Source organism: Glycomyces sp. NPDC048151 (assembly GCF_043202775.1).
Classification (GTDB): Bacteria; Actinomycetota; Actinomycetes; order Mycobacteriales; family Micromonosporaceae; genus Glycomyces.
In genome coordinates this window covers 159,982-172,065 of the sequence record NZ_JBIDBB010000004.1, presented here as the reverse complement: position 1 = coordinate 172,065, position 12,084 = coordinate 159,982, and the positions used below count along the sequence as shown (strand labels likewise).

Annotated in this window: 11 protein-coding genes; 6 read left to right on the top strand and 5 right to left on the bottom strand. The window is 71.0% G+C overall.

Annotated features, from left to right (window positions below; translation table 11 throughout):
* Positions 1 to 19: 19 nt before the first annotated feature.
* Positions 20 to 415, bottom strand: a complete 396-nt coding sequence (locus tag ACGGCP_RS10565; RefSeq protein WP_112140276.1) for a hypothetical protein — start codon at positions 413 to 415, stop codon at positions 20 to 22.
* Positions 412 to 717, bottom strand: coding sequence for a type II toxin-antitoxin system ParD family antitoxin (locus ACGGCP_RS10560; RefSeq protein ID WP_392963990.1), 306 nt, complete (start codon positions 715 to 717; stop codon positions 412 to 414). Before ACGGCP_RS10560 ends, ACGGCP_RS10565 begins: the two co-directional genes overlap by 4 nt.
* 121 nt (positions 718 to 838) lie before the next feature.
* Between ACGGCP_RS10560 and ACGGCP_RS10555 the strand changes: the two genes are divergently transcribed.
* The 6 genes from ACGGCP_RS10555 (at position 839) to ACGGCP_RS10530 (ending at position 8,339) form a co-directional block, all read left to right on the top strand.
* On the top strand, positions 839 to 2,314 hold the full coding sequence (locus tag ACGGCP_RS10555) for an aminopeptidase P family protein (RefSeq protein WP_392963987.1): 1,476 nt from the start codon (positions 839 to 841) through the stop codon (positions 2,312 to 2,314).
* 395 nt (positions 2,315 to 2,709) lie between these two features.
* On the top strand, positions 2,710 to 5,430 hold the full coding sequence (acnA, locus tag ACGGCP_RS10550) for an aconitate hydratase AcnA (protein ID WP_392965076.1): 2,721 nt from the start codon (positions 2,710 to 2,712) through the stop codon (positions 5,428 to 5,430).
* Positions 5,431 to 5,504: 74 nt separating this feature from the next.
* Entirely contained in the window at positions 5,505 to 6,227 is a 723-nt protein-coding gene (locus ACGGCP_RS10545; RefSeq protein WP_392963984.1) for a TSUP family transporter, read from the top strand.
* A gap of 25 nt (positions 6,228 to 6,252) precedes the next feature.
* The gene (locus tag ACGGCP_RS10540; RefSeq protein WP_392963982.1) at positions 6,253 to 6,645 is read left to right on the top strand and encodes a VOC family protein; all 393 of its coding nucleotides are present in this window, start codon (positions 6,253 to 6,255) and stop codon (positions 6,643 to 6,645) included.
* A 69-nt stretch (positions 6,646 to 6,714) separates the two neighbouring features.
* Positions 6,715 to 7,173 carry a DUF3291 domain-containing protein gene (locus tag ACGGCP_RS10535; RefSeq protein ID WP_392963979.1) on the top strand — a complete coding sequence of 153 codons (459 nt, stop codon included), beginning with the start codon at positions 6,715 to 6,717 and terminating at the stop codon, positions 7,171 to 7,173.
* Positions 7,174 to 7,259: 86 nt separating this feature from the next.
* Positions 7,260 to 8,339 carry an NAD(P)-binding domain-containing protein gene (locus ACGGCP_RS10530; RefSeq protein ID WP_392963976.1) on the top strand — a complete coding sequence of 360 codons (1,080 nt, stop codon included), beginning with the start codon at positions 7,260 to 7,262 and terminating at the stop codon, positions 8,337 to 8,339.
* Here ACGGCP_RS10530 and ACGGCP_RS10525 read toward each other — a convergent pair.
* The 3 genes from ACGGCP_RS10525 to ACGGCP_RS10515 all read right to left on the bottom strand — a co-directional run bounded on the left by ACGGCP_RS10525 (position 8,290) and on the right by ACGGCP_RS10515 (position 11,966).
* Entirely contained in the window at positions 8,290 to 9,183 is an 894-nt protein-coding gene (locus ACGGCP_RS10525) for an endonuclease/exonuclease/phosphatase family protein (protein ID WP_392963973.1), read from the bottom strand. The two genes, ACGGCP_RS10530 and ACGGCP_RS10525, sit on opposite strands and share 50 nt — an antisense overlap.
* 40 nt (positions 9,184 to 9,223) lie before the next feature.
* Positions 9,224 to 10,138: an endonuclease/exonuclease/phosphatase family protein gene (locus ACGGCP_RS10520; RefSeq protein WP_392963971.1), complete on the bottom strand. Its 915-nt coding sequence runs from the start codon at positions 10,136 to 10,138 to the stop codon at positions 9,224 to 9,226.
* Positions 10,139 to 10,280: 142 nt separating this feature from the next.
* Entirely contained in the window at positions 10,281 to 11,966 is a 1,686-nt protein-coding gene (locus tag ACGGCP_RS10515; RefSeq protein ID WP_392963968.1) for a glycosyltransferase family 2 protein, read from the bottom strand.
* Positions 11,967 to 12,084 lie beyond the last annotated feature (118 nt).

The window sequence follows — 12,084 nt, the reverse complement described above, 5'->3', positions numbered from 1 at the left end:
GTGTCCTTCGGTTCGCGGCTCAAGGCAATTGGTCGATCTCGAGGCTCGAGTCGAATGCAAGCAGCGTCTTGGGCTCGCCCGTCACGATGGGCCAGCCGGGGCGGTTCAGGCCACACCAGGCGACGTGCCCGGCGGCGATGTTGCCGTGCTGGCGCGAGCGCGACAGCATGAGGCCGACGTCGCGCGCGGACTTCTGGTCGAGGTCCATGACGACGGTGACGGGCAGGCCGAGGAGCACCAGGAGGGCGTCGCGGTCGCGGCGGCGGGCCTGCGACCAGGCCTCGGCGAGGGCGCCGGAGGGGATCGCGAGGACCACGTTCTGCTCGAGGGCGGTGAAGACGACGGCCTGCGGGTAGGGCATTGAGGTGGCGAAGCCGACGATGGCGGACACGTCGAGGATGCGGCCGCCGATCACGTACCGGCCTCTCCTTCTTTGCCCTCGACGCCGAGCTTCTCGCGGGCCCAGGCCAGGTGCTCGGCGCTGGGGGCGTGGCCCTTGCGCTCGAAGAGGTCCTGGAGCTCGGCGAGCGAGCGGTCGCGTTCGAGCCGTTCGGCGACGGCGGCGGCGACGTACTCGTCGACCGAGGACGCCCGGCCGACCGCGACGAGGCGGCGGATCTGCTCGAGCTGGGAGGCGGGGAGGGTGACGGCTGAACGCGAGGGCCCGGCCCCCGCTCCGGCGGGAGGATTGAGCGACGAATTGGCGCGATCGGTCACGATTTCCAGGGTAGCGGTGGCCCGGGCGTTCCCACTAGCCGCCATCGTCTCCTCACGCCAGTAGTACGGTCGTGGTGAGGCACATCCACCTCAGCAGTCTTCATGTTCGGAAGGACCAGTCATGGCTGAGAAGAAGTCCGGCGAGCGGCCCCACGACCCGCAGTTCCCGGAGAAGTTCCTGAACTTCATGCGCACCGGCTGGGGCGCGACGGAGCTGGACGTGGCCGAGTCGGCGCAGGCGGCCTACACGGCCCGCCGCCGCGAGGCCGTCTCGGCGGCCTTCCCCGGCGAGACGGTGGTCGTCCCCACCGGCGCCGAGAAGACCCGCTCGAACGACACCTTCTTCCGCTTCCGCGCGGGCTCGGACTTCGCGTGGCTCACCGGCGACCTCGACCCCGAGGGCGTGCTCGTGCTGCACCCGAACGGGTCCGGCCACGACGCGGTCCTGTACCGCCGCCCGCGCAAGGGCACCGACTCCGACGAGTTCTTCCGCTCCGCGAAGTACGGCGAGCTGTGGATCGGCCGCAAGCGCTCCCTGCAGGAGACCAGCGTGGAGCTGGGCGTCGAGGTGCGCGACGTGGAGCGGCTCGAGAGCGAGCTGGCGGGCGTCGAGCGCGGCAAGGTGCGCGTGCTGCGCGGCTTCGACGCCGGAGTGGACGCGTTCTTCGCGGCCGAGGAGCCGGGCCGGGACGCCGAGGGCCGCCCGCAGCTGACCCGCGACGGCGAGCTGGCCGCGGTGCTCTCGGAGCTGCGCCTGGTCAAGGACGCGTGGGAGCTGGAGCAGCTGCAGGACGCCATCGACATCACCGTGCGCGGCTTCGAGGACGTGGCGCGGATCCTGCCTTCGGACGGGTCGATCCCCGAGCGGACCCTGGAGGGCGTGTTCGGGCTGCGTTCGCGCCTGGAGGGCAACGGGCTCGGCTACGACTCGATCGTGGGTGCGGGTTCGCACGCGACGACGCTCCACTGGATCACCAACGACGGCCGGACCACGCCGGGCGAGCTCATCCTCATGGACATGGGCGTTGAGAACAACCACCTCTACACCGCCGACGTCACCCGGACCCTGCCGGTGAGCGGCGGTTTCACGCCGCTGCAGCGCGAGGTGTACGACATCGTGCACGCCTCGCAGCAGGCGGGCATGGACGTCATCAAGCCGGGCACGGAGTTCCAGGAGATCCACCAGACCTGCATGCGGGTCCTGGCCGAGGGCCTCAAGGGCCTCGGAGTCCTGCCGGGCTCGGTCGACGAGGCGCTCGACAAGGACTCGCTCATCTACCGCCGCTGGACCCTGCACGGCTTCGGCCACATGCTCGGCCTCGACGTGCACGACTGCGCGAACTCCCGCCCCGAGCACTACTACAAGGGCGCGGTGCAGGAGGACTACGTGCTCACCGTCGAGCCGGGGCTGTACTTCCAGGCCAACGACGAGCTGGTCCCCGAGGAGCTGCGCGGCGTCGGCATCCGCATCGAGGACGACGTGCGGGTCACCGCCGCGGGCTGCGAGAACCTCTCGGCCGGGCTGCCCCGCACGGCGGACGACGTGGAGTCCTGGCTCGGCGAGCAGCGCGCCGCCGGACCCCGCCTGGCGGTCTAACCGCAGGTAGCGACGGAGGTCACAGGGCCGGTGACGGCCCTGTGAGCAGGCCGCGTATAGTCCGAATTAAGACTTATATCCACCGCACCGGGCCGGCGGCGGCCAGCATCACCGCACACCAACCGCCAGCCGCCGCCGGCCTTCAAAGCCCCAGTTCCGGCCCGGATGCGACCTTTCCTCAAAAGCCTTCCCCCGCAACGCTTCGCGTGAGCGGGCAGCGCCTTAGGCTCGGCTAAGAACCCCTCGCGCGACACCGGGTGATACAGTTGGACCCGTTAAATAAGACGGACGTACTGTTTAGAAGCGGTCCACTCTCGGCGACCTCGACTCCCTGGTCTTGCGGTTGCGGCAGACTGAGACCGATCTTCAGTTCTGAAAACCAAGGAGCTCTCATGGTGAGCACGGACTCCTTCGGCGCCCGCGAGACGCTGCGGGTCGGCGAACACGACTACGACATCTTCCGCATCGACAAGGTGGAAGGCCACGACCGCCTCCCCTACAGCCTCAAGGTCCTCCTCGAGAACCTGCTGCGCAACGAGGACGGCGCGGACATCACCGCCGACCACATCCGGGCACTCGGCTCCTGGGACCCCTCGGCCAAGCCCAACACCGAGATCCAGTTCACGCCCGCCCGCGTGATCATGCAGGACTTCACCGGCGTCCCCTGCGTCGTCGACCTCGCCACCATGCGCGAGGCCGTCCGCGACCTCGGCGGCGACCCGTCCAAGATCAACCCCCTCGCGCCCGCCGAGATGGTCATCGACCACTCCGTGATCGTCGACTTCTTCGGCAACCCCGACTCCTTCCAGCGCAACGTCGAACGCGAATACGAGCGCAACCGCGAGCGCTACCAGTTCCTGCGCTGGGGCCAGACCGCCTTCGACGAGTTCAAGGTCGTCCCGCCCGGCACCGGCATCGTCCACCAGGTCAACATCGAGCACCTGGCCCGCGTCGTCATGACCCGCGACGGCGTCGCCTACCCCGACACCTGCGTCGGCACCGACTCCCACACCACCATGGAGAACGGCATCGGCGTCCTCGGCTGGGGCGTCGGCGGCATCGAGGCCGAAGCGGCCATGCTCGGCCAGCCGATCTCCATGCTCATCCCGCGCGTCGTCGGCTTCAAGCTCTCCGGCGACCTCCCGGCCGGGACCACCGCCACCGACCTCGTGCTCACCATCACCGAGATGCTCCGCGACCACGGCGTCGTCGGCAAGTTCGTCGAGTTCTACGGCGAAGGCGTCTCCTCCGTGCCCGTCGCCGACCGCTCCACCCTCGGCAACATGGCCCCCGAGTTCGGCTCCACCTGCGGCATCTTCCCGATCGACGAGCGCACCGTCGACTACCTGCGCCTCACCGGCCGCACCGAGGAGCAGATCGCCCTCGTCGAGGCCTACGCCAAGGCCCAGGGCATGTGGCACGACCCGGCGAACGAAGCCGAGTACTCCGAGTACCTCGAGCTCGACCTCTCCACCGTCGTGCCCTCCATCGCCGGCCCCAAGCGCCCGCAGGACCGCATCCAGCTCGACCAGGCCGGGCACCAGTGGCGCCGCGACGTCGCCAACTACGTGACGGACGAAGCGGGCGAGGAGTCCTTCCCGGGCTCGGACGCGCCCGCCCAGTCGCCCAACGGGTCCCGCCCGCACAACCCGCAGACCGTCAAGACCGAGACGGGCGAGTTCGAGCTCGACCACGGCGCCGTCGTGATCGCCGCGATCACCTCGTGCACCAACACCTCCAACCCGTACGTCATGGTCGGCGCTGGCCTCCTCGCCAAGAACGCCGTCGAGGCGGGCCTGCTCTCCAAGCCGTGGGTCAAGACCTCCCTCGCGCCGGGCTCGCAGGTCGTCACCGGCTACCTCACCCGCGCCGGGCTCTCCCCGTACCTCGACAAGCTCGGGTTCAACCTGGTCGGCTACGGCTGCACCACCTGCATCGGCAACTCCGGCCCGCTCCCCGAGGAGACCTCGGCCGCCGTCCAGGCGGGCGACCTCGCCGTCGCGGCCGTCCTCTCGGGCAACCGCAACTTCGAGGGCCGCATCAACCCCGACATCAAGATGAACTACCTGGCGTCCCCGCCGCTGGTCGTCGCGTACGCGCTGGCCGGGACGATGGACCTCAACCTGACCTCGGACCCGATCGGCAAGGGCAAGGACGGCCAGGACGTGTTCCTGCGCGACATCTGGCCCTCCGCCGAGGACATCCGCGAGGTCGTCGACGGCAACATCGGCCGCGACATGTTCCTCAAGGAGTACGCCTCCGTCTTCGACGGCGACGAGACCTGGCAGTCCCTGCCGATCCCGACCGGCAACACCTTCGAGTGGGACGACGCCTCGACCTACGTGCGCAAGGCCCCCTACTTCGACGGCATGCCCGCCACGCCGGCCCCCGTCGAGGACATCGCGGGCGCCCGCGTCATGGCGAAGCTCGGGGACTCGGTCACGACCGACCACATCTCCCCCGCCGGATCCATCAAGGCCGACTCGCCCGCGGGCGAGTACCTGAAGGGCCAGGGCGTCAGCCCGAAGGACTTCAACTCGTACGGCTCCCGCCGAGGCAACCACGAGGTCATGGTCCGCGGCACCTTCGCGAACATCCGCCTGCGCAACCAGCTCGCGCCGGGCACCGAGGGCGGCTGGACCCGCGACTTCACCCAGGCCGGCGGCCCCGTGTCGACCATCTACGACGCCTGCCAGAACTACGCCGCCGAGGGGACCCCGCTGGTCGTCTTCGCGGGCAAGGAGTACGGCACCGGCTCCAGCCGCGACTGGGCCGCCAAGGGCACCCGCCTCCTGGGCGTCAAGGCCGTCATCGCCGAGTCGTACGAGCGCATCCACCGCTCGAACCTCATCGGCATGGGCGTCCTGCCGCTCCAGTTCCCCGAGGGCGAGTCGCACCAGAGCCTCGGCCTCACGGGCGAGGAGACCGTCTCGATCGCGGGCGTCACCGCGATCAACGACGGCATCCCGGCCACCGTGACCGTGACCGCCGTCAGCCCCGACGGGTCCGAGAAGACCTTCGAGGCCGTCGTCCGCCTGGACACCCCGGGCGAGGCCGAGTACTACCGCAACGGCGGCATCCTCCAGTACGTCCTGCGCGGACTGCTGGCCGAGTAGCGCCGTGAACGCATGAGCAGGGGGCGGACCGGAAACGGTCCGCCCCTTCGCCGTCCGACCCCCGAAAGGCCCCCGTGCTCACCCTCCTCGGCGTGTTCGCCGTGCTCCTCCTCGCCTCCACGATCCGCAGCACCGCCGGATTCGGGTTCTCCCTCGTCGCCGTGCCGCCTCTCGCGGTCCTCGTCGACCCCGTCAGCGCCGTGGTCGTCGCCGCCGTGCTCGCCGCCCCGGTCAGCATCGCGATCGCCGTCAAGGACCGCCGCCGGATCGACCGCAGGCTGCTCGCGGTCGTCCTCGGATGCGGCGTGCCCGGCGTGCCGCTCGGCGTCTGGGCGCTCAACGCGCTCCCCGCCGAAGCCCTCATGCTCGTCATCGCCGGAGTCGTCGTGCTCGGCACGGTCCTCGTCTGGCGCAAGGCGGTCCTGCGCGGCGGCACCGCGACCCTCGCGGGCGTCAGCCTGTTCGCCGGGGCCTCCTACGGCGCCACCGGCATCGACGGCCCGCCCATGGTCGCCGCCTTCCAGGGCCTCGGCCTCGAACCCCGCGTCCAGCGCGCGACCCTCGCGGTCTCGTTCGCGTCCACCAGCGTCGCCGCGACCGTCGGCTACGCCCTCACCGGCCACTTCACCGCCGAACTCGGCGGGCTCCTGCTCCTCGGGGCCCCCGGCGTGGCGCTCGGCATCGTCGCGGGCGAGCTCCTGTTCAGCCGCCTCGACGCCGAGCGCTTCCGCCGCGTCGTGCTCGGCCTCCTCATCGTCAGCTCGGCGTCCCTGCTCACGCGGGCCGTCACCGGCTGAGACCCGATTCGCAAAGGAGCGAACCATGAACGACCAGCACGGCGCCTCGCCGTTCGGCTACGGCGTCCACCACGTGCAACTGGCGATCCGGCCCGCCGGGGAGGACGCCGCCCGCACGTTCTACGTCGGCGTGCTCGGCATGACGGAGGTCGAGAAGCCGCCGGAGCTCGCCAAGCGCGGCGGCCTGTGGCTGCGCACCGACGCCCTCGAACTCCACCTCGGCGTCGACGCGGGCCACGTGCCCTCCGTGAAGGCCCACCCCGGGATCCTCGTGGCCGATCTCGACGCGCTCGCCGCGCGCCTCGAAGCGGCCGGGCACCAGGTCGCCTGGGACTCGGACTTCATCGGGTACCGGCGCTTCTACTCGCGGGACCCGTTCGGCAACCGCCTGGAGTTCCTGGCGCCGCTCGCGGCCTGAAAACCCAGTCGACTGGGTTTCGGCTGCGGGCGTTGACGACCGGGGCGCGGCGCTGGCAGGCTTCTGGACATGAGTGCGGGATACGAACTGGCGCAGGTGAACATCGCGCGGCTGCTGGCGCCGCTGCACACCCCGAAGCTGCGGGGCTTCCTGGCGGGGCTGGAGAAGGTGAACGCGGCGGCCGAGGCCTCGGACGGGTTCGTCTGGCGGCTCGTGAGCGAGGACGGCACGGACGCGACCGACTTCCGGTTCTTCGGCGACGGCTGGCTGATCGTGAACATGTCGGTGTGGACCTCGCCCGAGGCCTTGAACTCCTATGTCTACGGCGAGGTGCACCGCGCGTACCTCCAGCGCCGCCGCGAGTGGTTCGAGCACCTGACGGACGCGTACGCGGCGATGTGGTGGGTCCCGGAGGGCGAGCGGCCGACGATCGCCGACGCCGAGGAGCGCCTCACGCACCTGCGTGAGAACGGGCCGTCCCCGAAGGCCTTCACCATGAAGGAGCAGTTCCCGAAGCCGGAGGCGTAGGGAACCAGGAGGCAGCGTGCCGCTCCGGACGCGTGAGCGGACTCACCTCCCGGAATCGCGGGCGCGGCGGAACCGTTCCACTAGAGGTGCATCGCGAGGTCGAAGTCGTCGTCATCGGGGCCGGGCAGGCCGGGCTTTCGGCCGCCTACTTCCTGCGGCGCCATTTCGAGCCCGAGACCGGGTTCGCGGTGCTCGACCACGCCCCGCACGCGGGCGGCGCGTGGCAGTTCCGCTGGCCGACGTTGACGTTCGCGACAGTGAACGGCGTCTACCGGCTGCCGGGCATGGACGTGCCCGAGCCGGAGCCGTCCACGCCCGTCTCCGGCGTGATCTCGCGCTACTTCGAGGACTACGAGCGCGAGTTCGACCTGCGGGTGCGGCGTCCGGTCTCGGTGAGCGAGGTGCGGCCGCTGCCCGACAAGCGGCTCGAGGTCGTCACCGACCAGGGCACCTGGACCACCCGCGCGATCATCAACGCCACGGGCACTTGGGAGCGTCCGTTCTGGCCCCGGTACGCCGGGCAGGAGACGTTCCGCGGGAGGCAGCTGCACACCGCGCAGTACCGCGGGCCCTGGGAGTTCGAGGGCCGGCGGGTCGCCGTTGTCGGCGGCGGGATCTCCGGGATCCAGCACCTGCTGGAGATCGACCCGCTCGCGGCGTCGACGCACTGGCTCACGCGGCGCGAACCGCAGTGGCGCGCAGGCGATTTCAACCCGGACCGGGGACGCGAGGTCGTCGCCAAGGTCGACGAGCGGGTGCGCCGGGGGCTGCGGCCGCAGTCGGTCGTCTCGGTGACCGGAGTGCCGCTGACGCCGGAGATCCGCGCGGCCCGCGAGTCCGGGGTGCTCGACCGGCTGCCGATGTTCACCGCGATCACGCCGGAGGGGCTGAGCTGGGACGACGGGCGGTTCATCCCGGTCGACACGATTCTGTGGGCCACGGGTTTCCGGGCGGCGCTCGACCATCTCGCGCCGCTGAAGCTGCGCGGGCCGGGCGGCGGCATCGTCATGGACGGCACGCGCGTGGCAGCCGATCCGCGCGTGCACCTGGCGGGCTACGGCCCGTCTGCGAGCACCGTGGGCGCGAACCGGGCCGGTCGCGCGGCGGTCAGCGAGATCAGGGAGTACCTCGCGGGGACGGCCGTCCCCGCCGGGGCACGAGCCTGACGACCGCCTGCACTGGCCAGTGGTCGGACGGGGTGAGGCCGCCTTCGGTGTAGGCGTTCACGCCGACCCGGTGGACCTCGATGGAGCAGTCCCGGCTGGACCTGGCGAGGATCCAGTCCATGCGGGTCGGGCCCTCGACGGGCTCGGGGCGCCAGCGGTTGAACGTGGCCCAGTTCGGGGTGACGTGCTCGGCGGCGTACTCCCAGGTGTCGGCGAGGCCGCCGCCGGTGAGCGCGCGGTAGGTCGCGGAGTCGGGGCCGCAGTTGAAGTCCCCGGCGACGATCACGGGGTCGAGGAAGCGCGAGACGGCGTGCAGGAGGATGCCCGCGCCTTTGCGGCGGGCCTTCTCGGAGCGGTGGTCGAAGTGGTTGTCGACCACGTAGAAGCGGTTGCCGGTGGCGCGGTCCTCCAGGTGCACCCAGGTGAGCATGCGGATGGTGCCGCTCCCCCAGTTGCGGGAGCCGATCACGTTGGGGCGCTTGGAGAGCCAGAGGTGGTCGTATTCGAGCGGGACGAGCCGGGCGGCGTCCCAGAAGATCGCGGTGGCCTCGCTGCGAGAGCCGCCAGCGCGGCCGAGGTGGACCCAGTCGTAGCCGTCGAGGTCCTCGCGGATTTCGAGGAGCTGGCGGAAGCGGCCCTCCTGGGTGCAGATCACGGTGGGCAGCTCGTTCTCGAGGACGGCCTTGACGAGGGGGCGGCGCTTCCACCAGGAGTGCGGGGCGCGGCCGGAGGCGGACTTGAGGTTGTAGGTCATGACGTGCAGGAACGGCGCCTCGACGGGACCCAGCAGCGGGTGGGTCCCGTCCGCGGCGCCCGGCGGGGCGGCGATCAGCGCGTCGTTCACCTTCTAAAAATATCCGCGCCGCCGCCGCCCCGGAGTCCGTTTACGGGAGCTCGACGAGCGCCTGCGCGGCCCAGTGGTCGGAGGGCGTGCGGCCGTCCTTGGAGTAGGTGTTCACGGCGGCGCTGAGGATCCGCACCTCGGGGGTGGTGAGGATCCAGTCGATGCGGCGGCCGGTCTCGGTGGGGACGGGGTCCCAGCCGTTCCAGGTCGCGTAGACGGGCGTGGCGGGCTCCTCGGCGGCGAGCATGGTGTCGACGAGGCCGCCGTCGGTGAGGATCTGGTAGGTCGGGGTCTCGGGGACCTGGTTGAAGTCGCCCGCGCAGATGACTGGGGAGGTCCAGGGCGCGATGACGTCGAGGTTCATCTGCGCGCCCTTCTGCCGGGCGGGCTCGGACTGGTGGTCGAAGTGGTTGTTGACGACGTAGAAGTCCCTGCCGGTGCGCAGGTCCTGGAAGCGGACCCAGGTGAGCATCCGGACGACGTTGTTGCCCCAGTTCTTGGAGGCGATGAGGAGCGGCGTGTCGGAGAGCCACAGGTGGTCGTACTCGAGGACCTTGAGGCGCTTGCGCTCCCAGAAGACCGCGGTGGCCTCGCTCTTGGAGCCGCCCATGCGGCCGAGGTGGATCCAGTCGTGGTCCCTGAGGTCCTCGAGGACGTCCTGGTTCTGGCCGTACAGGCCCTCCTGCGTGAGCAGGATCGTGGGGCGCTCGCGCTTGAGGACCGTGGCGACGAGCGGGCGGCGCTCGTCCCAGGTGCGCGGCGCGGGGTCGCCGCCTTCGTAGCGGAGGTTGAAGGACATGACGTGGAGCTGGTCGCCGCGGGCCTGGCCGATGAGGGGGCCGCCGAAGGCCTCCTCTGCCTGGGCCGCACCGGGGAGGGCGGTGGAGGCGAGGGCGGCGGCGCCGGCCGCGAGGCCGGCGCCGATGACATTTCGTCTACTGAGGATGGTGGTCATGGGAACCTCTATATCTCAGGATGAAACCGGGTGGAGGGTAAGTGAACGACAAATGCCGCGAACCGACAACCGCCAACCGGTGAACAAGCCGTGAATGCACCTGGGCCCCATGCGAAACGCCCTCCCCTTTCGAGGAGGGCGCTCATGCTCCTAAAGCGGCAGTGCTCCGGAGGCGAGGACGGCCGCGGCCGCGATCAGGCCGGTCCAGGCCAGGGCCGCCGACCAGGGCAGGCGGTTCGGGGACGGGGTTCTCTCGGGGCTCATCGCGTTCTCCTTCGACGTGGTTCGGTTCCGGGCGCGCGCGACCGCGTCGGCGCAGCGAGCCCCAGGCGGCGGCCACCACGGGCGCCGCGAGGTAGGTGTGGACGCCGATGAGCACGGCCGCGCCCCACAGGCGCTCCCAGCCGTGGACGGCGGCGTCGTAGGCGAGCAGGCCCCACATGGCGGCGAGCGTCCCGCCGGTCCACACGAGCATCCAGGTCACGGCGGTGCGCACGAGCGGGTTGGCGCGGCGGCGCGCGCCGGTGGGGACCCACTCGGCCGCCTTGCCGCGCAGGGCGTCCCGCAGCGCGACCAGGTGCGCGAAGCTCGACAGGAGGCCCGCGCGGAGCGTCTCCAGGCGGGTGCGCGAGCGGTGGAGCAGCGGCAGCAGCACGACCCAGGTCCAGATGGGGACCAGGAACGGCAGCAGGTGCACGGGGCTGATCTGGTCGGGCTGCCATGCGAGGACGATGAGCATCGGCAGCGGCACCGCCCAGATGTTCACCACGCCCATGAGGTAGCCGCCGATCCCGGCCCAGAAGCCGAGCTGCGCGCGCCAGGGCAGGCCGGTGCCCCGCAGGACGCCGGGGCGGGCGAGTTCGAGGTTGCCCAGGCACCAGCGGTACTGCTGGTTGAGGAAGGCCTCGAGCGTGTCGGGGCTCAGTCCCTTCGCGACGGCCAGCGGCACGTACACGGTGCGCAGGCCGAGGCGGTAGAGGGTGAGGCCGGTGTACAGGTCCTCGGAGTGGTCGCGGACGACGAAGCCGCCGATGCGGTCGAGGGCCGAGCGCCGGTAGACGGCGTTGGAGCCGCAGCAGACGGCCATGTCGTCGGCGTCGCGGGCGGGCTGGAGCCAGCGGTAGAACTGCTCCTGCGCGGCGGCCCCGGTGCGCTGGAGCCAGCCCATGGCGCGGTCGGTGTCGAAGACCTGCGGCGACTGCACGATCGCGACGGAGGGCTCGGCGGTGTAGGGCATCAGGTGGCGCAGGAAGTCCGGGCGCGGGCAGAAGTCGGCGTCGAAGACGACCACGAACTCGGCACTGGAGCGGGTGAGGCCGTGGTTGAGGTTCCCGGCCTTCTTGCCGTTGCCGGGGTCGGGGCGGTGGACGTACGCGAACCCGTGCCGGGCGGCGAGTTCGCGCACGTCGTCCCGGTCGAGCTCGTCGAGGACGAGCACGCCGAGCGGGCCGTCCCAGTCGAGGGCCGCGACGTGCGCGTAGGTGTTGGCGAGGACTTCGGCGGGCTCGCCGCAGGTCGGCAGCAGCACGTCGACCGACGGCGGGGTCTCGGGCCGGTAGGCGCTCTGGAGGAGGCGGTGCCCGGCCGGGGTGATCCGGCGGGCGCGCATGCCGTCGAGCATGGACAGGCCGACGGCGGCCGTGTTGAGCACCAGTACAGCACCGAAAGGCCACAGTAGAGGGTTGGCGATCGCCAGTGCGACCGTCGCGGCGGCGGGGAACAGGCAGGAGGCGAACATGACCGCCATGACCCAGCGGCGTTGCGGCCCGAAATAGTCGTAGAGCTCCGCATCCGTTGGCGGAGAGGGAAGTTCAGCGGTGGTAGCCATGGCAGGGGGAGGCTCCGAGGGAGGTGAGGAGAGTGGTGCCGGTCCGCGGCGTCCGGCGTTCGTACGTTCAGGGTAGCGCTCCCACAACCTTGCGAGCAAGCCGCGATCGCGTATTTCT